Annotated in this window: 18 protein-coding genes; all 18 read right to left on the bottom strand. The window is 47.6% G+C overall.

The features are described 5' to 3' along the window. Positions 1 to 32: 32 nt before the first annotated feature. Positions 33 to 407 (bottom strand): DUF1240 domain-containing protein, encoded by a 375-nt coding sequence (locus AC6I8V_RS25205; RefSeq protein WP_497847042.1) that lies wholly within the window; start codon positions 405 to 407, stop codon positions 33 to 35. A gap of 77 nt (positions 408 to 484) precedes the next feature. Further along, positions 485 to 895, bottom strand: a complete 411-nt coding sequence (locus AC6I8V_RS25200; protein WP_497839356.1) for a hypothetical protein — start codon at positions 893 to 895, stop codon at positions 485 to 487. After that, positions 888 to 2,312: a PAAR domain-containing protein gene (locus AC6I8V_RS25195; RefSeq protein WP_497846678.1), complete on the bottom strand. Its 1,425-nt coding sequence runs from the start codon at positions 2,310 to 2,312 to the stop codon at positions 888 to 890. Before AC6I8V_RS25195 ends, AC6I8V_RS25200 begins: the two co-directional genes overlap by 8 nt. Before the next feature lie 31 nt (positions 2,313 to 2,343). Beyond that, positions 2,344 to 3,945: a type VI secretion system protein TssA gene (tssA, locus tag AC6I8V_RS25190; RefSeq protein WP_497846677.1), complete on the bottom strand. Its 1,602-nt coding sequence runs from the start codon at positions 3,943 to 3,945 to the stop codon at positions 2,344 to 2,346. Next, positions 3,945 to 7,427: an ImcF-related family protein gene (locus tag AC6I8V_RS25185; protein ID WP_497846676.1), complete on the bottom strand. Its 3,483-nt coding sequence runs from the start codon at positions 7,425 to 7,427 to the stop codon at positions 3,945 to 3,947. Before AC6I8V_RS25185 ends, tssA begins: the two co-directional genes overlap by 1 nt. Beyond that, positions 7,424 to 8,632, bottom strand: coding sequence for a KPHS_23130 family T6SS system protein (locus AC6I8V_RS25180; RefSeq protein WP_497846675.1), 1,209 nt, complete (start codon positions 8,630 to 8,632; stop codon positions 7,424 to 7,426). Before AC6I8V_RS25180 ends, AC6I8V_RS25185 begins: the two co-directional genes overlap by 4 nt. A 41-nt stretch (positions 8,633 to 8,673) precedes the next feature. Further along, a complete protein-coding gene (locus AC6I8V_RS25175) occupies positions 8,674 to 9,303 on the bottom strand; it encodes a hypothetical protein (protein WP_497846674.1) in 630 nt (209 codons plus the stop codon). Between the two features lie 5 nt (positions 9,304 to 9,308). Beyond that, positions 9,309 to 11,498: a M23 family metallopeptidase gene (locus tag AC6I8V_RS25170; protein ID WP_497846673.1), complete on the bottom strand. Its 2,190-nt coding sequence runs from the start codon at positions 11,496 to 11,498 to the stop codon at positions 9,309 to 9,311. Positions 11,499 to 11,512: 14 nt separating this feature from the next. Then, the gene (locus AC6I8V_RS25165; protein ID WP_497847041.1) at positions 11,513 to 12,391 is read right to left on the bottom strand and encodes a DUF2345 domain-containing protein; all 879 of its coding nucleotides are present in this window, start codon (positions 12,389 to 12,391) and stop codon (positions 11,513 to 11,515) included. Next, positions 12,295 to 12,882: a KPHS_23130 family T6SS system protein gene (locus tag AC6I8V_RS25160; protein WP_497846672.1), complete on the bottom strand. Its 588-nt coding sequence runs from the start codon at positions 12,880 to 12,882 to the stop codon at positions 12,295 to 12,297. The genes AC6I8V_RS25165 and AC6I8V_RS25160 overlap by 97 nt, the downstream gene beginning before the upstream one ends. 96 nt (positions 12,883 to 12,978) lie before the next feature. Further along, positions 12,979 to 13,536, bottom strand: coding sequence for a hypothetical protein (locus AC6I8V_RS25155; RefSeq protein WP_497846671.1), 558 nt, complete (start codon positions 13,534 to 13,536; stop codon positions 12,979 to 12,981). A gap of 49 nt (positions 13,537 to 13,585) precedes the next feature. Then, positions 13,586 to 14,053, bottom strand: a complete 468-nt coding sequence (locus AC6I8V_RS25150) for a hypothetical protein (protein WP_497846670.1) — start codon at positions 14,051 to 14,053, stop codon at positions 13,586 to 13,588. A gap of 57 nt (positions 14,054 to 14,110) precedes the next feature. Then, on the bottom strand, positions 14,111 to 14,353 hold the full coding sequence (locus AC6I8V_RS25145; RefSeq protein ID WP_497846669.1) for a hypothetical protein: 243 nt from the start codon (positions 14,351 to 14,353) through the stop codon (positions 14,111 to 14,113). 272 nt (positions 14,354 to 14,625) lie between these two features. After that, complete coding sequence (locus tag AC6I8V_RS25140) at positions 14,626 to 15,330, bottom strand: hypothetical protein (RefSeq protein WP_497846668.1); 705 nt, start codon at positions 15,328 to 15,330, stop codon at positions 14,626 to 14,628. Between the two features lie 3 nt (positions 15,331 to 15,333). Further along, positions 15,334 to 17,622, bottom strand: a complete 2,289-nt coding sequence (locus AC6I8V_RS25135; protein WP_497846667.1) for a M23 family metallopeptidase — start codon at positions 17,620 to 17,622, stop codon at positions 15,334 to 15,336. Between the two features lie 14 nt (positions 17,623 to 17,636). After that, positions 17,637 to 18,515, bottom strand: coding sequence for a DUF2345 domain-containing protein (locus AC6I8V_RS25130; RefSeq protein ID WP_497847040.1), 879 nt, complete (start codon positions 18,513 to 18,515; stop codon positions 17,637 to 17,639). Next, positions 18,419 to 19,006 (bottom strand): KPHS_23130 family T6SS system protein, encoded by a 588-nt coding sequence (locus tag AC6I8V_RS25125; protein ID WP_497846666.1) that lies wholly within the window; start codon positions 19,004 to 19,006, stop codon positions 18,419 to 18,421. The genes AC6I8V_RS25130 and AC6I8V_RS25125 overlap by 97 nt, the downstream gene beginning before the upstream one ends. Before the next feature lie 96 nt (positions 19,007 to 19,102). Then, the gene (locus AC6I8V_RS25120; protein WP_497846665.1) at positions 19,103 to 19,660 is read right to left on the bottom strand and encodes a hypothetical protein; all 558 of its coding nucleotides are present in this window, start codon (positions 19,658 to 19,660) and stop codon (positions 19,103 to 19,105) included. Positions 19,661 to 19,682 lie beyond the last annotated feature (22 nt).

Raw genomic sequence — 19,682 nt, 5'->3', positions numbered from 1 at the left:
TGACACAGATAATCATATAGAAAAGAGAACCATCAATGCTGAGTACAAAGAGACGGTTCTATGGCATATTTTTTTGCCATACCAGGCATCCAACCTGAAGGGATCCACTGGCATTCTGTGAATCCTTTATGCATTAAAGATGTCGTGTATCTTTCTGAAAAGATGAACATTCCCAGGACAGTTAGCCCCAAGATAACAAACGTGTTTTTCAGTGATTTTTTACCTGATGTAGCGGTTATCTGCTTGCCGGTAACAATAACAGGGAAGATCATCGCCAATAACGGTGAGAAAAAAAAGAAAAACGCGGCAGCAAAAGTAACCCAAAAAGAGAAGTTAACGACATCGGGGTAAGAAAGGTATTCACGCAACTTAAAAATACCGAGATATGAAATCCCGACGGAAACCACCAGGAAGAATACCACTCCGAAAAATTCAATTACTCGTCGTTTAAAAGGATATACTGCTAGTCAAATTCGTCAAGATTTCACGGACAAATGCCATGAGAGCTAATTTCAAGATATATGAAATCCTGGTCTTTATCAGACACAGTTTTCAGTAAAGGGTATATGTTGGCTCCAGAGTAATTTTTTTGATGAACACCACCCCCTGTTGTTAAATTAAATCCACCACCATATTCATCTGAAAACAACCATTCTAGATTCTGCTCTTTACTGGATCGTTGAAACTGAGCAAATGCTTTCTGTTGTCCGACAGCAAGCGTAAAATGTTCATCGGTATTTCCATCCAATGATGAGATATAGCCTGAGAATTTTGAAACCGAGACAGAAAGCGGCGCATCACAAGGGTTTTTTATAAAAATGACGCCGGGGAATGGCTTTTGCGACGAACACGCTGACATGCTAAAAAAAAGACAAACAAGAAGTAATCTAGTCATTGAATTTTACCCTACTCAGCCAGAGCAAACCTTTTACATCTTCTTCAGCCGCCACTGAATGTTTACTCTGAATGTCCAATGATTGCTGCTTATCTGCATATTTCATTATATCTATTTCTCCACTTGATGGCATAGTGGTACCGGGCAGAGACTCCTGGGAAAGGCTTGAGCTACTCTTATGTGTCCACGAATAGTCTTTTGTCCAACCAAAAGGTGCATATTTATCAAGCACTATGTGCCCCATTTCGTGGGACGCTGTCAGCTTAAATAACATATCAGCTTGAGATGATGCATTTTGTGAAGGTAAGAATTGATAGATCTTCGAATAGAAACCAAGATTATGGCAAACTTTTCTGAATCCCTTCAGGCTTGTTGAACGTCCAAATTCACTATCCAGAACCTCTATCAAATCAAATGATGGCATGGCCGGAGCTATATTAATACTCACCGAGACCTTTACTTTATAACGCCCATTCTTTGTTAGAATATCCTCACCAATTGTTGGTAGCCGACTACCATTTCGAGACCAATATAGTTCTATCCCTTCTTTTGCCATCTTCTGTAAATCAGTATAACTCACGGGTTGGAGCGATTGATTGTTACCGTCAATACCGCCATCATCAAAAGCGACCCGCCAGAAAACATCAGCTGTGGTACTATTTCTATTGATCTGCACATCCACCCAATCTTGTTCTTTAGGTGAATTATTTAGCGGTAGATCTACCTTTATCATTTGATCGCCCCTAAGGGCAATTAATCTGACTGTTAATGATATACTTTTAAGCCTGCGAGTATCCAGTATTCCTGCATTACTGTAACCATCCCAATACCATTCATGCTCGCCTTGCTCAAAGAACTTGGAAGTATGCTTTTCACTGTAAATAAGTTCAGCTCCATCCATAACCTCCAGGGAAAGCCCTTCTGCCTCATCGCCTTTATTGATGATTCGGAAACCAATTTTCTCAGTGTTGTTGGTATTTCCTCCCTTTATCATCTCATCATAATCTGGAACTGAGAGAGGCGTAAGGATTTTATTTCCTGACAGCAGGATCCTATAATCCAGCTTTCCATCGTTTTTTTTATTTTTCTTATTTGTTGACTGTGCATGTTGTTCAGGTTCGCTCTGGCCTGAGGTTGTCTTCTCGTACGTATCATCCATCATCGACGGAATAAACTTCGCCTTGCAGGGGCAGGTACTGTAGCTGTCGAGGGTACCGGCCATTCGCCTGTCGTGGATGGTATCGTTGTCGATGCCACCGGCTATCTTGAATAGTCCGGCATGTTTACCACAGGTCACACTGTCCTGCTCCCGGGCAACAGGTTTATCAAACAGAGTGTGATCCTCTGCGCCTGTGGTGATTTTCCCGCCGCAGGTCGTTTTGTCGCCCTGCACCAGATAATAGCCTTCAGCTCCCATACGTTTCCCTTTTCGCTAAATTCAGTCCTGGTTACCCGCAAAGCACTGCACTGCTGGCCGGATCGAGCGCAATCAGACCCGCCAGAAGCTGGTCCATCTCTGGCTGTAACCGTGATTTATCGGTTTCACTGCGTGTGGCTTTCATACGCAGCAGTCTGAGGCGACGCGATTTCACTTCAAACAACAGTGCTGGTGTCCACTGCGTGAGGGTGATTGACTGTGCGGCACTATCGAGCTCACCCAGCAGATGCAGGGCCAGTTCATTCTTGCCCTTCTGCTCGGCCACACGGGCCATCAGCAGACGCAGCAGCCATTTGTCTTTTGTGGTGTCAGTGCCCGGGCGGGTCTGCAGCCAGTGAAGTGTGGCATCCAGACCGTCAGTGTCCGCTTTATCCAGCGCTTCCGGCTCGAGAGCCAGGATATCGTTATCCGTCTCAACCACGGCACTGACAGGCTCATCCCGCCAGCCGGACATATCGTCCAGCACGCTCTGATTTATCCAGTTCAGCGTGACTTCATCGGCAAACGGCGTACTGTCGTTAAAGGCCAGCGTTTCAAGTCCGGTAAGGCGACGCAGCAGCCCTTTCAGGTCGGCGGTGATGATGTCGGCCAATACATCCTGCCCCGACTTCACCAGTGCCTGGTGGGTGTACCACTGCAAATCCAGCCAGAGGTGATTGGCACCGCGCGAGAAAGTGCTGTCCGCCTGCTCCAGTATCTCCAGCCAGCTCTGTTGCAGGTACAGACGTTTGAGCATGGCCCGCTGGTCAGCCCGCGGCGGTTCGATGCGCGTTTTCCCTTCAGCATCCGGTGCCGGGATAGCGCTAAGCGTGTCATGACGCAGGCTTTTCATCAGCCGGTGTGCTGCCAGCCAGCCATCGGGTTGCTCACGCAGATACCCGGTCAGTGTTCGGGCCTGGGCCAGCAAATCCTGACCGGAGGTAATGCGGCTCAGAACTGGCGCGTCTGACTCGGTTGTATGCGTGGAAGTCTGCGACTGAGCCTTATTACCTGCGTTCTGCGGTACCATGGCATCCACACCACCGGCCTTCATCAGGCGAGATTCCAGCGCGCTGTACAGGGCATTCAGCTCTGGCCGTGACGCTTCCGGCTCTAACTCCAGACTGTCGCGGATGAGCAACAGCGCACCTGCTGTGCGCAGTGCATCGTCGCGTACCACTTCCGGCCAGAGTGACAGGCTGTCCAGAACGCGGGAGCCTGCGAGCCACTCCAGCGCCGGTTTACGGCTCCGCTCACGCTGAGGATGAAGCTGCGTTCCATAACGCCGTATCAATCCCGCCAGCAGTTCAAGCCCTTCGGCAAAGCCGGTTTCCCCGTCCTGGTGCAGACGCGCCCAGCAGTAATAGGTGGCAATCCGGATATCTTTTGCAGTGGTGGTCAGCAGTTTTTCGGCAAGCGTGCAAATCAACCCGGTATCGATGCCGGAAAGTTTATTGACCTCCTCCCGGATACGCTGAAAATCATCGTGATAGCCGGGGTCTTCTCCGGTCGGACTGGCGTCGCTTACCGGAGCAAACCAGGGCTGCCAGTTTTCCGTGCGTGTCTGCGCCTGTTGCCGCAGCTGCGTGTCGTCAGACTGACAGGCGGCGACCAGATTCTGTAGTGTGCTCATTATTCGACTCCATCCATGTCACTGTTTTCGGTGTTGGCCATCAGCGCCTGTGCAGTGGCCGCGCTGTCGACACTGAATATCTGATCCGGCAGCGTGAAACCACGCAGATCCAACAGCGCCAGCGGACCTTTTCCTAGTTGTGAGCGCATTACCCACTGCAGAGTGCGACCGTCCGGGGCAGTAAAGCTCATCATCCACTGGCTGCGGTCAAGCTGCTGGCGCTTGCCCTGGTCCAGCCAGCGAATAAAGCCCCAGGTTCCGCTGTAATCCCCGAACAGGCGCGCACCAGCGTTGACTGTAGTCCAGGTCAGCATCGTCCCCGGCTTGTAAGTCTCTCCCGGCCAGCGGAAGCTCTGCCAGTCAGCCATTTGGTTGAAGTAGTGCAGCGGCTGGCCATCGATAGTCAGTTGCGTTTCGACCACCTGCGGTGCAGGGCGCGCCTGCAGCTCAAAGCTGATACCCTGGCTTCCATCGGTGAACAGAATGTCTGAAAGCTGGCTCAGCTGATTAATCGCCCGCAGGAAGGCCGGGTTAAAGTTCAGCCCCTGGCTGTTGACTTTATCCGGTACCCACTGGCTGCCCTCCTTGTGCAGCACCCCGCTAAGCTCTGTCGTCAGGAAGCGTTCAATACGTCCGCTGTCCTTGCGCAAAAACTCAGCCAGCATCGGCAGGGAGGCATCACTTTTGCTCGCAGCGAACGGGAAACGCCCGTCAAAGGCGGTGTGCCAGTTCGCCACCACGGAGCGGCTCCATTTGTCATTCAGGCTCGCCGCCGACGGCTGAAGCACGGTCTCCCAGGCCTGAGTCAGTGGCTGAACAAACATCGTGCTGCCAAAACCGCTCCACTCTTCGCCAAGACTTGCCGAAATCAGGCTGCCGTACTGTTGGGTGTCAGTGAGATCCACGCTTTTGCCCTGGAATACGGTCTGCGCCAGTGTCTGCATCATCTCCTGCGGATCAGAAGCACTGGCTACCTGTTGCAGGCGCAGACGCACGCGGGTGATGCGGGTCAGATACGTCTGCAGACTCAGGGAGTTGTCAGCCGACATTACGTTGCTGCCTTTATTTTTACCCATCAACGTCAGCAGCGGGCCAAAGGTTTCATCGAGCGGCCCCTGCGGCCCTGACGCAGACTGGTCAATCGCAGGTTTGTCTTTTCCGCCTACGAGGTCTTTAGCCGATTTGATGATGGAATCCGAAAGGCCTTCGCTTTGCTGGCCGGTCTGCCCCTGCCAGGCGATGGTATTCATCAGGGCAATCAATGGCGACTGGCGGACATCACTCATCAGCGTCAGCTGGTCGGTAACGTCAGCAATATTGTTTGCCGGGTTAAGTCGCAGGCTGTTGAGGAAACTCAGCCAGCTGCCGGCAAAGTCGGTGAAGTATCGTTGCGTCAGACGTGCTTTCAGTGCTTCTGGTGACAGGTCTGAGGAGACCGCTTTCCGGCTGTCACTCAGCACCCAGTCAATTTCATCCCGGCGGGAGTTTGCGGCCTTTTCGATAGCCTGCTGAATGCCCCCTTCCCACGCCTGGCGGGTGAACATGCCAGGCACCACCTCCTCGGTGGTGAACAGTCGCCGCGCATCGGTACCGCTGGTCATGTCTTCCAGAGACACATCGGCAAAGTTACGACGCACGGATTTGAGCATGTTCTCATATAGGGTGCTTTCAGCGTTACGCCGGCCAATTTGCTGCAACAGCACCTGACGGCTCTGACTCACCAGCTGCGCATCCGGCGTAATTTTCCACTGTGGTTGCTCAGGCAGTTCGTTGATGTAGAAGGCCCACAAATCCGGCGACAGGCTTTGCCACAGGCCGGCTGAGATGCCTAATCGCGTCGGCTGCACGGCTTTCATGGTCTGGGCGTAATACGCGCCGTCGGCTTTATCCGGACGGGCCATCATCAGCCAGGCCTTCAGCTGGTCATAGCCCGGCCTCGCCAGTTGTGCCCGTTGATCGCTGCCAGGTGCGGAGCCTGCAAGTGCGCTGAGTTTCTGCGTAAGCGCTTCATTTGCCGGGTCACGAATCAGGCGGTTGTTCGCCACGCCGTACCAGGGCAGCATCGCGTCGAGCAACTGCTGGTTATGGTCCAGGCCGAAGCGTTGATGCCAGGGCGCGCCTTCCTGAATATGGTGCTGCAGGCGGCCGGCGTCATTACGCAGCGTATGCAGAGCCGTCAGCTGGTAATCCGATATGGAAGGATGCTCCACCACGGCGCGGGCCTTTTCGGCAACATAGACTATCTGCATCCGATTGACCGCGAACGACAGCAGTATTCCCGCGCCCCAGACACCGATAATGGCCATCAGCGTCCAGGCCAGCGTCTGTTCCCACGCCATACCGACACGGTGGCCACGCACGCGGGTACAGTCATCAACGATCCCCTGCCAGGTCACCGGTAGGGTCAGCGCATGGCGTTGTGATTCCGGGATATATTTCTCAGCGTCGGCAGGTGCAGCACCGGCTGTTTCTCCTGTGATAGCGGTGGGTTTATTCTCCGGAAGACTGAACATCAGGCCACGCAGCGGCACACGCTGCTGGGAGGCAGCCAGCCATGGCACCAGTTGCTGAGCCCAGCGGGCGATACCGCCGTCTTTGAGGTGCTGGCCCAGGCGCAGCAGGAAGTCGTGGCCATTGTTCTCAGCGACCTGACTCACGCCCTGTGTTCGCAGGGCCGGCAGCATCAGCTCAAGCTGGCGGGTAATATCGTCGGGCTTAGCACGCAGTGGGAAACTGGCCCCGACCGGCTGCTCAGTACGTTTTGCCTGCGACCAGGTGCTGTCGCACAGCTGCCACAGCCAGACCGGGGCGGAATAACGGAGCAGTTCGCTGATTTTTTCCAGTCCGCGTAAATCGTTGTCGCTGATTTGTGGGGTCAGATTAAGCGACTGCGGCATGACGCGGACAATACCGTCCAGTGGACGCCCGCGACGCAGTTTACGCAGCGCGGCGTATTTTTCCTTATCGGGCTCAGCAGTCAGACTGCCGCCGTAAATCAGAACGGTACGGTTACCTTCAAGCCACTGGTTTTCCTGCAGGCCAGGTACCAGTAGTTCGATTGCCGCCTCATCGCCAGTGATTAACAGCAGACGGGTTTTACGACGCCAGTAAAGGCCAATACGGGAGCGGAGATGTCCCCGGATCTTGTTACACATGACCACTGCAGGGTGAACAGGCGCTTTATCATTTTCCCGCTTCTTTTTCTCATCATCACCGTTGGTGTTGTCGACAAGCTTATTAAACTCCTGTTTGCCGGCATTGCGTACCGCCGCCAGAAGCACTACGGAAACGATAAGGGCGCAGCCTGAAATACATCCGCCGGCAATAAGCCAGTAAATTTGCTGCTGACTTCCGTCTTCAATCCCGGCTATATCCGGATGCTTCCAGACCATGAAAGTCATAACGGCTAACAGCAAAAAGAAAATCAATGCGACAGCAAGATAGCGGCCTTCTGTAGTCTTCGGTGCTAAAGGTAGCTTCACGGATCCATCTCCTGTCGGGAAGCAATCGGGGTAATGAGCGTGCTCCACAGCACATTCTGTGTGGTATCACCGCAGATAATCATCTGTGGTAACTGAGTTTGTCGGGCGATTTCGGTGGCGGCAGCGATAGCCAGCCAGGGGGCCGCGGCACCGGCATGTCCCATAGATGTATCGAGCGAAACGACGGCTTCGTCCTCTACAGACTGCGCAGGGTGCACATTCTGGCACTCAATAACTTCTGCACGCTGCTCACCTGTCAGCCCGGCAAGCCATAAATTTTTAACGATATTTTCTTTGAGCGGGACGTTATAGGCAGCCATGTTCATCCCCTCCCTAAGCTCACCGGTTGGAGCAGCATCTGGCCGGTGGAGCAACGCGAGAGGTTCGAGTGCCTCCTGGGTCAGGCGGTTGCCAAGAAGCAGAGTAACGGCTGCTTCAGCAGTATTGTTTGAAACAACCGGATCAATCTGGAGGCCAACAATCAACAACATCGCATCATCTTTGATGCGGTGATCCAGCCAGTGGTTGACTACCCCCGGCCCATTGCTGTCTGTGTATTCAAGCGCGCAGGTTATGCCACTCTCCTGCCAGGCTTCCTGCCAGATATTTCTGACAGCAGGGAATGGCAGAGATGACGAGACATCAAGGATGACAACAAGCGAAGCGTTCTCAGGAAACTGGCGAACTGGAAGATCGGCAATCAGCTCTGAAAACAGACGTGAGATAACTAATCCAGGAGTATCTTCTGGTTCTGCCGTAATACGGCTCAGCCTCCTGCTTTTTTCGCCTTTCCAGTCCGACTGCGAAATGATAATGCTGTGATTATTGAGCATATCATCAGCAACAGAAAGCTGTTCGTCTTCCTGATGGGCTGTAATAAATGTCGTATTCAAAACCTGAAGTGCACGACGAGCCCTACGGGTCTCACTTAGGATCCATTGCTCCCGACGCCGGTCAAAACCATTCGCTTTACTGTCCTGTAATGACCAGGCCCACATGCGAATTGTGAAACACACAATCCACACAACTAATGGTGTGCCAATGGCCAACATCCAAAAGTGACTGTTATCGATGTATCGTCCGAATATCCGCATAAAGATCACGCTGATGACCAGCATCGCCACCAATACGGCAAGCCAACGGGATATTTTAGGTGGAACTTGCCGGGGATAACATTTCGGAAGATCTTTCAGGGAATACGACATTCACACGCTCATGCTTTAAAATTTCCAAATTTTAACTAAGGCTAGTCATCATCAAATGAAATATTCTCAAGCAACTTCAACATTTCTTTAGATAGATCTTCACCTTTATCATCCGAAGAATTAACACCAGAACCACATAGGGCATTATTTTTATGTATCAAACAAAAATAAACACTCTGGCCTAGCGTTCCATCTTTAAGTTTCGCCATGGCATTAACAGCCATAAAACCAGATGCATCTTTGCTTTTAACTTGAAATAGAGATAGATGATTTACCTTCCCATTTTTCACATATGTGGCATCCGGAATTGATTCCCATACCTTATTTTTGTAGTCATAAACAATTTTATTATCAGCGGCACTAACACTGACCCCTTTGTTGTTAACTTGCTGTACATCATATCCTGCTTCAAATGCTTCACCAGAATACAGGCAAGTCCACTCCGATATTGGTGATTTTTTTTTGAAGTACTCATCATCAGACAATGCGGGGTATTTAAAATCACTAAAATGCATATTGCATGCATCAAAACTGGATGACGAAGAAATATCTGCGTTAGAATCTGATGTCAACGCTCTAGTTACTGAGGCACCTTCCACTTTAGCAACTGGTGCTGAAGCCATAGCGAAGGAGCTAACGCTAAGAAAAACTGATATATATAGCAATTTCATAATTTTTACTTCCTATGTTTATATCCTTCCGGGAAGTTCAAAACCAAACTTCCAGAAGCATTCGGGAATTTATTTTCCGTTAAAATTGCAAGGGCAACTCCGTAGGCACAACATCTCGAGTCGAATCCGTTTAGTGAGTGATGATAAAGCGAACCAATCCTACCAGGCAAATTAACTGCGGCACTTGCTTCCCAAAAACTAGGGCTTCGGTAGTAATACTTTGTTCCAAGATTTGTATTAACCGAAACTCTCTCTAAAACATGCTCCTCATCAGCATATTTTGCCATCTTATTTTTCACCCAATAAAACCCCGCACTATCTGCAGCTAGTGTGCTATGTGAATCACTAACAGTATTCCTTAGCTCTATAATTTCTGTTGTAAGCGTAGGGAAATGGCGATCTTGCAATGTAGCATTGGACCTATTCGCAGGAGGTTGTGCTGCAATTGATGCATATGCATCAACCAAACTCTGTTTTAATTGCTCTTGAACTGTTCTACCAATATATTTAAAATAGTTAAGGTAGTTTTCTGGGTTAGTTAATTGCAAAAAGCCACGTCCGTACCATGGGGCGTACCAGAGGTTACTGCCGTTCCCTTCATGAAGCGTACTCAACCACCCGGTTTCTTGTATTGCATTACCTAAAAAACAAGAAACTCTAAATGGAGTATTAATACAATACTTTCTCATGGAGGAGTTTAGATTTGAAATCTGGCTGCTCAAAATCGAGCCCGATGTTCTTAAATTTGTGTTAATAGCTTCCCAGGCAAACCGATTTCTGCCTGATTGGCGTAGAGCATGGCTAGGTACTATTTGTTTCATTTCAGAGAAGCTTAACCACCCACAATTTCTAAAATGGCTAATTATTGCCTTTGGCTCAAAATGCCACAAGCTTCCGCTGCTAAGTTCCCCAATGTCGAAACACAATGCTTCGGCATGAGCCTTGAATTTTGCATAATCTTCTTCCGTCATCGGATCATGCTCTTCACTTCCCGTTTTCAGCCACGAGAAGCGGGTGTCGATCGTACTTTTTTCCCATTCAAACGGGAAATGGCAGATTAGCTTTCCGCACTGGTTATCGAACTCACCATCTTCCTGAAGTTTCTTAATAGCGGCTGAATTACACTGGCTGTCGCTGTCACTATCGTCATCAACCAACTGCCAGCCCGTCCAGTGAGGGAAATCAGCGTCACTAAACTTTTTAATACCGGAATCAGCAAGATTGACTACCCCCTTTCCCCCCGGGTAATTGACCGTCATCCATAATGGCGCATCTGCCGGTACCAGGGTTTCATTGTCCGTGTTGATTACCCGCCCAAAGCGAAGTAATTCGAACCCGGCACTCGGGCTTTCCTTATAATTCCGCATCGCGGTTTTATAGAGATTGTATTCGTAGTCATTACCATCAGCATTAACCAGTGGCTCGCCCAGCAGATCATATTTCCCGTCAACCTGCGTATTTTTCTGCCGCGTTACCATCGTGCAGTTGCCTTGGGCCAGAGTCATGCTGGCATACAGAGGCGCATTGCTGGTATAGAGCTCAGAAAGTCCGGTGATAGACGTGCTGTTATCTGCAGGGGCCTTGTCATAAAACTTTGTCTGCGGAGGCAGATAAAAGTGAATATCACCGTAAACTGCATCAGTGCGGCCATTCTTCGAAATATCCAGCTCTCCTGATTTCCTGCCCGTCAGCTTGCTGATGTTGTCGTCATCGCAGAAAATCTGGAAATGGAAAGCATTGACTCCATCCACCATGCCCGGAAGGCCTAACGGATCCTTACGGTAAACTTTCTCACCGGCTTTAACAGTTTCAGCCAACGACTTCAGGTGCATGTATAGGGAGTAGAAAGCCACTTTTGCTTCATCACCGCTACCGATCTCGGTTTCATGCTTTATCAGCACATAACCATCATCACTCCCCTTTGTATTGGGTTTATCGGCGTTGATGTTAAATGGTGCCTGATCGCGCTTGTCTGAGCTTTTGCGGAGTGAAACGACGGTACCATCCGCTATCGCCCGCACGCTCTCAGCAGGTCTCCCTTCGTCAGTCTGACGTATATGTATTCCGCCATGCCACGAACCATAACCGTTAACCGGATACCCACGGCGGTCAACTACGGTCATGACTCTTTCAATCCAGGCCGCATCAGTTTCATGGGCATCTTTCGCTTTCAAAAGCGGTGGGCTGATAATCATAAACTGACTCCTTGTCAGGAAAAGCTGAATTTACTGGAAGGTTCTGTGGTTTCAGGAGCCACATTCGGGAAGTCTTCTGGCTTGTTAGCCTTTTCTTTTCGCCCGTAATGCCCGGCTTTAGTCCGGTACTCCCCCTGTGTGGCTGATTCAATGCCATTGGCATCGAGGGTGATATAGCTTCCACCCCCGTTGATCGTGACCTGCTTCCTGGCAATAATCTCGATACTATCTTCGGTACTGACGACGCTGATTTCTCCACGAGCGATGAGCTCCATCAGGTCATTCTGTGCCTGGATCCTCACCGGCCCCTGGTTCGCGATGAGCTTGATCCCCAATTTGCGAACAAACACGCTCAGGGCATTACCTACCCCGACGAACAGATTTTTCACCACGCTGACGTCGGCATTTTTACCGGCCGTAGCTATCAGGTTCTGCCCGGCTGATACCTGCAGATGTTGTCCGCTGGTCAGCGCCATTCCATCCGGTGCACTGAGCAGCAGCACTGATTTTTTGAGGTCTGTCAGCTGCTGTTCCAGCAGTTTGATTTGCGCCTGGAGATCGGCCGGGTTCGCGGTTGCCTTCTGCGCATCATCGGAGATGGACGTCATCTGCTCCCGGGCATCATCCAGATTGCTGACCGCCGGCTGCATCTCCAGCACCAGCCCCTGTGCTTTCGTCTGGCCATCAGCGCTGATGAACATCCCTTTCTGTGCCCGGATGGCTCCCCAGCTGTCGGTTCTGAGCTCAAAACCTTCGCCGCGCTTCTGCTTCTCCGCATCCACTAAATGTCCGAGATTCAGCTGACTCTTGCCGCCGTACTCGGTGGAGACCTTGATATGCTCCTGGTCACGGCTGTCATCAAGGCGGATTTTGTTGTCCGCAGGCGTCCGCAGGACGTTGCGTTTGTAGTTGCGGATGGTGACGTGGTCGCCGTGTGCCGAATCGTGAAGTACGCCAGAAATGTACGGTCTGTCCGGGTTACCGTCCTGATAATGCTTTGGTTATTGAGCATTTCAACTGCAATAGAAACTTGTTCATTTGCCTGATGGGCCGTAATAAATGTCGTATTCAACACCTGAAGCGCACGACGTGCCCTACGGGTCTCACTTAAGATCCATTGCTCCCGACGTCGGTCAAAACCATTCGCTTTACTGTCTTGTAATGACCACGCCCACATGCGAATAATGAAACTAACAATCCATATAACGACGGGTGTGCCTATGGCAATTAACCAAAAGGGCCGGGTATCAATGTAGCGTCCGAATATGCGCATGAGGGTCACGCTAATGACCAACATTGCTGCCAGGACGGCAAACCAGCGCGATACTTTTGGTTGATCTGGACGTGGATAACAATCAGGAAGATGTTTAAGGGAATACAACATTAATTATCTCGATATGAAAATACCACAAACGAATTTTTTGATTATGAGTAATGCTCATCACAATAAAAATTAGTCAATAATGAGTTGCCAAAGCGTCTATTCAGTAGATACCTTGGACAAAACACTTTTAGGGAAGTGGTTCAGGCATTCAGGGCTTACAGTTACATTAAAATGGCTAACGTGACCTATATCACTAATATACATAGCACTTACATCAGGCGATCCATCTTTAGCAATATCACGATAAACTACCCCTCCAACCCCGCGATTAGATTTACTTAAATATATAACTTCGTCAGTTGGGTTGCCATTTCCCATACTATATATGGTCAAGGAATCTAATTTTAAAAGGGCACCATTTAAAATATATGCATGCCCATCGATAGCTAACCTGTCGTCACCCCAAGAATAATTTGCTTCACTGGCACTTGTTACAAGAAGGTAAGAATTATCTTCACTCGTTTTAGTACTCATGCTTTGATTAACATCAGAAATAGCATCAGTGGGAATCATAGCACACATTGATACAGATTCTTTGTCAGCGTTATCATCAGCAAGGCAATAAGTTGCCGGCAAAACAATCAATATACCACACAAAATCAAATTTGATATCGACCTACTAAATGTGAAGGAATAATTGATTATCCATTTCATTATTCACCCCTTCCAATTAACAGTAATCACCGACCCTCAGCTATCTATATTAATATTTAATTTCCTCAAGCGCTTTGAGTCGAATATAGCATAATTTGTGGGTATTGCCGTCATAAATAACATTAACCAAAGTATCCCTCTCAACCCTGATATTGACAAATTCATCCCCGCATGATGGCTTTATCTCTTTGAATTGTTTATCACCAGGGAAAAAGATAAATAACCTATATATTTTATAAATGCCCATCCCCTCATCCATGTGCCAAATACTAAAATCCCTATAACCATCATGGTTGTAATCTTCAAATAATATGTGATTTTCTTTCTCAGATGAAACATCAATTCTTTCTATATTAACCTGTTTATCTGCATCTAAAACGGATACTAACAACGAATCATTATCAATCAGCAAAACCTCTGCAGAAAGTTTTTTTCCATTATTAACATCTAAAATGCAATTATCACATCCAATTGCAATCTTTGTAAAAATGCACAGGAAGAAAAAAATATATTTCATGATAGTATCATTAGGGATTTTGAGTAATTCTCCAGCAAGGCTTAGACGGGCAGTGGCTTAAGGATATCTATTAAATTCCCACGAGCTATTTTTCTTGCACGTTTCAAAGTTATTATCATCCGTAGGATCAAATTCTGACTTAACTGGCTTCAAATTTCCATTTGCAAGATTGAAAAACAACCCCTGATTGGTTCCGATATAAGCGAGATCCTTTCCTTTTATAAAATCAATGCTAAAAACACCTTCACTCACACTCTTTTCAATTTTTCTATATCTGTGATCCAAATCTACAAGAATCACATTTGTATCCTGAAGGATTGCCCTCATTAATTATTTTCGGCTTACCCAAGAGAATTATTTTATCACCGCTACATTTAACACTATAGCCATTGATAACAGTATCAAACTTAAGAGTCTTTGTATGATTGTTAATGTCAACGGTTATTGAGTCAGTACCACTTAATGTAACTCCTGAAGCATATGCATTAAATGAAATAAAAAACCGGCAATTGTTGAAATAATAAAATTCATTTATTAACCCATCAAATAACCGTAGCAATTATATCCCCCCCCTAATTGACCTTTGATTTGTTACTGCCATTCAACATTTTTTCATTTGCTTTATTATCCAAACCTATTTCCATACTTTCAAAAGTCTTTAATATGTAAGGGATTTGACTACTATCTGAGGCAAGGCCACCTGAACCGCAAAGTGCACTATAAGTAGAATCTTGAACTAAGCAAAAACTAACCAGCTCTTTTGCATTCTTATAGGTTTCTTTATCATCTTTTGTAAGATTCTCATCAAATACAACATATCCCTCAGCATTTTTTGCTTTGATATTATATAACTTCAGCGACTTGTAAGGTCCATCTTGATCTGAAGGAATAATTTCAGATTTTTTATTGTTTGCTTTGACCCATAAAGATTTGCTTCTCGAATAAACAATTTTTTCATTCATACTTCTGTCATACCCATTACTGTACACAGTATCGGACGATAAACAGACCCAGGTATTGACAGGGAATGTGTTAGTGGGGTTATTTACCTCGGCACTTACTTTATTTTTAGGTGATGCTCTATACTCTTTAAATTTTATAATACTGCAACCGCTAGACTCTGCAGTATTGTAAGAAATAGATGAATTATCATTAATTTCCTTTGCTATAAAATTATCACCATTAAAATCAGCGGGCATATTTATTTCAGGATTGATATCTGCAAAGGTGAACTTACAAATTGAAAATATGAACAAAGCAAAATATTTTGTTTTCATCTCTTATCTCCTTAACACAATGCCTTCAGGCTTATCTAAAGTGAACGCATTGTTTTCATCTGGGAATTTAATTTCAGTCAACACAGCCAAGGCACAGGTATATGCGCAGCAACGCTCTATAAATCCATTTATCCCTTGATAATTTCGTCTACTGATAGCTCCTGGCAAATTCACAGTTGCACTCGCCCGCCAGAATGCTGGGCTACGGTAATAGATCTTAATACCATGCCCTGCTGTCACTGCCTGTCTCTGTAGTTCATGAACTTCATCGGCATATTTTGCCATGCCGGTTAATGACCAATAAAATCCTGCGCTATCGGAGGGGTCGAAAAGTCCAACATCGACATCTTCACGCCAAGACACCACTTCTTGCTCAAGTCCAGGATGTTGTCCGTCATATAGAATCCTGTTATCTAATCTTTTTTCCCGTTCCCTGAGAGCACGGTCACCTTGGACCCTTCTGTAGTCACTGACCAATTCGTCTCGTACATCATTATTAAATGACCTTCCCCGATATGTAAAATATTTATAGAAATTATCAGGGTTAGTTAACTGCAGGAATCCCCTGCCGTACCACGGGAAATACCAAATATTATAATGGTATCTATGTCCATGTTCATCTGTAGCGGAATATCGATAATCTTCTCTAGTCACATTCAGCCATTTGGTTTCCTGTACCGAATTCCCTAAAAAACTCACCAATCTGGAAGGTGTGTTAATGCAATACTTCCTAAACATCTTATTCAGCATTGGATAATGTTTTGAGAAGACAGATGTATCATTTTCATGAAACGTGACTGGTTCCCAACTATAGCGAGAACCCGAGGGCCTTATTATATTACGTGGTACAACTTGTTTAAATTCTTCTCGACTGAGCCAATTACACTTACGAAAGTGAGAAATAAATACTCTTGGTTCTATATGCCACAATTTTCCGCTACCGAGAGATCCTGAATCAAAACACAGCGCTTCTGCGTGTTGCTTAAATTTTCCATAGTCTTCCTCACTCATCAGCGTTCGTTCATTTGACTCCTGCGTCCCGGGAATCTGCCATATGGCCGTTTTTTCCGGCGTGCACTGCTCCCAGGGCAGACCAGTCATCAACCATTTATACCTGGCATCTATTGTGCTTTTTTCCCACTCGAATGGTAAACAACAGATAAGCCTGTTGCTTTGAGCCTCGAACCTGCCTGCTTTCTGTAGCTTGCTGATGATCTGCGAATTACACTGGCTGTGAGTATCATTGTCATCATCAACAAGTAACCATCCCGCCCAGTGAGGAAAGTCTGCATCGCTGAATTTTTTAATACCGGGATCTGCGAGATTTACCACGCCTGTTCCACCCGGATAGCTGACTGTCATCCATAACGGCGCGTCTGCCGGCACCAGCGTTTCGTTGTCAGTATTGATAACACGCCCAAAGCGAAGCAACTCAAAGCCTGCACTGGGGTTTTCCTTATAATTCCGCATAGCTGTGTGATAAAGATTGTATTCATAATCTACACCATCTGCGTTAAGCAATGGGGTACCTACGGTTTCAAAGACATCTTCAGTGTCGGTACACGCCTTGCGCGTAATCATTGTGCAGGCACCTTGGCCGAGGGTCATACTGACATAAAGGGGCACCGTACTTGCGTGCACTTCGGTCAGGCCGATTGCGGCAGGTGTATTGTCTATCGGGCGGGTCGCATAAAATTTCGTCCCGCTCGGAAGATAAAAATGGATATCACCGTAAACAGCATCAGTACGACCATCTTTCGAAATATCCAGTTCCTTCGTTTTTCGTCCCGTCAGTTTACTGATGTTGTCATCATCGCAGAAAACCTGGAAGTGAAATTCATTCTGGCCGTCAGCCATTCCGGAAGAGCCGAGTGGGTCTTTCCGGTAAATTTTGGCGTTAGCTTTTATCTCTGCTTCCAGAAACTTCAGATGCATATACAAAGAGTAAAAAACGACCTTACCGTCCTCTCCGGAACCTATTTCAGTCTCATGTTTCAATAAAACATAACCATCATCCGTACCCCTTACAGGGGCATACTTTAGTGGGAACTGGTCTCTTTTCTCTGGCGGCGAGGGCTTGCGGAACGACACCACCGTCCCGTCAGCGATTGCCCTCACTTTCTCAGGCGTTGTACCTGCATCCGTATGTGATATATGGATGCCCCCATGCCAGGACTCCGATGCATTGAGAGGATATCCCCGTCGAGAATTGACAGGCATCATCGCTTCAATCCAGTCTGCGTCAGACTGAGCGGCATCTTTATCTCTCAGAAACGGAGGACTGATAATCATGTTAAGACTCCTTGTCAGGAAAAGCTGAATTTACAGGAGAGTTCAGTGGTTTCTGGAGCCACATTCGGGAAGTCTTTTGGCTCATTGGCCTTATCTTTTCGCCCGTAATGCCCGGCTTTGGTCCGGTACTCCCCCTGAGTGGCAGACTCAATGCCATTGGCATCAAGGGTGATATAACTGCCGCCCCCGTTAATCGTCACTTTTTTCTTCGCAGTAATATGGATTTCATCTTCGGTGCTGGTGAGACTGAGTCCGCCGCGGGCGATCAACTCCATCAGGTCATTCTGTGCCTGGATCCTCACTGGCCCCTGGTTCGCGATGAGCTTGATCCCCAATTTGCGAACAAACACGCTCAGGGCATTACCCACCCCGATGAACAGATTTTTCACCACGCTGACGTCGGCATTTTTACCGGCCGTAGCTATCAGGTTCTGCCCGGCAGATACCTGCAGATGTTGTCCGCTGGTTAGTGCCATTCCATCCGGCGCGCTGAGCAGCAGCACTGATTTTTTGAGGTCTGTCAGCTGCTGTTCCAGTAGTTTTATTTGCGCCTGGAGATCGGCCGGGTTCGCGGTCGCCTTCTGCGCATCATCGGAGATGGACGTCATCTGCTCCCGGGCATCATCCAGATTGCTGACCGCCGGCTGCATCTCCAGCACCAGCCCCTGTGCTTTCGTCTGGCCATCAGCGCTGATGAACATCCCTTTCTGTGCCCGGATGGCTCCCCAGCTGTCGGTTCTGAGCTCAAAACCTTCGCCGCGCTTCTGCTTCTCCGCATCCACTAAATGTCCGAGATTCAGCTGACTCTTGCCGCCGTACTCGGTGGAGACCTTGATATGCTCCTGGTCACGGCTGTCATCAAGGCGGATTTTGTTGTTCGCAGGCGTCCGCAGGACGTTGCGTTTGTAGTTGCGGATGGTGACGTGGTCGCCGTGTGCCGAATCGTGAAGTACGCCAGAAATGTACGGTCTGTCCGGGTTACCGTCCTGATAATGCTTTGGTTATTGAGCATTTCAACTGCAACAGAAACTTGTTCATTTCCCTGATGGGCCGTAATAAATGTCGTATTCAACACCTGAAGCGCACGACGAGCCCTACGGGGCTCACTCAAGATCCATTGCTCCCGACGCCGGTCACAACCATTCGCTTTACTGTCCTGTAATGACCACGCCCACATGCGAATAATGAAACTCACAATCCATATAACGACGGGTGTGCCTATGGCAATTAACCAAAAGTGCCGGGTATCAATGTAGCGTCCGAATATGCGCATGAGGATCACGCTAATGACCAACATTGCTGCCAGGACGGCAAACCAGCGCGATACTTTTGGTTGATCTGGACGTGGATAAGATTCAGGAAGATGTTTAAGGGAATACAACATTAATTATCTCGATATGAAAATACCACAAACGAATTTTTTGATTATGAGTAATGCTCATCGCAATAAAACTTGGTCAATAATGAGTTGCCAAAGCTTCTACTCAGTAGAAACCTTGGACAAAACCCTTTTAGGGAAGTGGTTCAGGCATTCAGGGCTTACAGTTACATTAAAATGGCTAACGTGACCTATATCACTAATATACATAGCACTTACATCAGGCGATCCATCTTTAGCAATATCACGATAAAACATCCCTCCAACCCCACGATTAGATTTGCTTAAATATATAACTTCGTCAGTTGGGTTGCCATTTTCCATGCTATATATGGTCAAGGAATCTAATTTTAAAAGAGTGCCATTTAAAATATATGCATGCCCATCGATAGCTAACCTGTCGTCACCCCAAGAATAATTTGCTTCACTGGCACTTGTTAGAAGAAGGTAAGAATTATCTTCACTCGTTTTAGCACTCATGCTTTGATTAACATCAGAAATAGTATCAGTGGGGATCATAGCACACATTGATACAGATTCTTTGTCAACGTTATCATCTGCAAGGCAATAAGTTGTCGGCAAAACAATCAATAGACCACAAAAAATTAAATTTGATACCGACCTACTAAATGTGAAAGAATAATTGATTATCCATTTCATTATTCACCCCCTTCCAATTAAC

This window comes from Pantoea sp. X-Soil-TKNS-1207 (assembly GCF_059730485.1).
This window is presented reverse-complemented; position numbering and strand designations above follow the sequence as displayed.

Excerpts from the sequence above, each read along its gene's own strand:
- AC6I8V_RS25160 (WP_497846672.1), bottom strand. The coding sequence starts at position 12,882 with ATGTTGTATTCCCTTAAACATCTTCCTGATTGTTATCCACGTCCAGAT.
- AC6I8V_RS25125 (WP_497846666.1), bottom strand. The coding sequence starts at position 19,006 with ATGTTGTATTCCCTTAAACATCTTCCTGAATCTTATCCACGTCCAGAT.
- AC6I8V_RS25175 (WP_497846674.1), bottom strand. The coding sequence starts at position 9,303 with ATGAAATTGCTATATATATCAGTTTTTCTTAGCGTTAGCTCCTTCGCT.
- AC6I8V_RS25200 (WP_497839356.1), bottom strand. The coding sequence starts at position 895 with ATGACTAGATTACTTCTTGTTTGTCTTTTTTTTAGCATGTCAGCGTGT.
- AC6I8V_RS25140 (WP_497846668.1), bottom strand. The coding sequence starts at position 15,330 with ATGAAAACAAAATATTTTGCTTTGTTCATATTTTCAATTTGTAAGTTC.
- AC6I8V_RS25170 (WP_497846673.1), bottom strand. The coding sequence starts at position 11,498 with ATGATTATCAGCCCACCGCTTTTGAAAGCGAAAGATGCCCATGAAACT.
- AC6I8V_RS25180 (WP_497846675.1), bottom strand. The coding sequence starts at position 8,632 with ATGTCGTATTCCCTGAAAGATCTTCCGAAATGTTATCCCCGGCAAGTT.
- tssA (WP_497846677.1), bottom strand. The coding sequence starts at position 3,945 with ATGAGCACACTACAGAATCTGGTCGCCGCCTGTCAGTCTGACGACACG.
- AC6I8V_RS25155 (WP_497846671.1), bottom strand. The coding sequence starts at position 13,536 with ATGAAATGGATAATCAATTATTCCTTCACATTTAGTAGGTCGATATCA.
- AC6I8V_RS25195 (WP_497846678.1), bottom strand. The coding sequence starts at position 2,312 with ATGGGAGCTGAAGGCTATTATCTGGTGCAGGGCGACAAAACGACCTGC.
- AC6I8V_RS25135 (WP_497846667.1), bottom strand. The coding sequence starts at position 17,622 with ATGATTATCAGTCCTCCGTTTCTGAGAGATAAAGATGCCGCTCAGTCT.
- AC6I8V_RS25120 (WP_497846665.1), bottom strand. The coding sequence starts at position 19,660 with ATGAAATGGATAATCAATTATTCTTTCACATTTAGTAGGTCGGTATCA.
- AC6I8V_RS25150 (WP_497846670.1), bottom strand. The coding sequence starts at position 14,053 with ATGAAATATATTTTTTTCTTCCTGTGCATTTTTACAAAGATTGCAATT.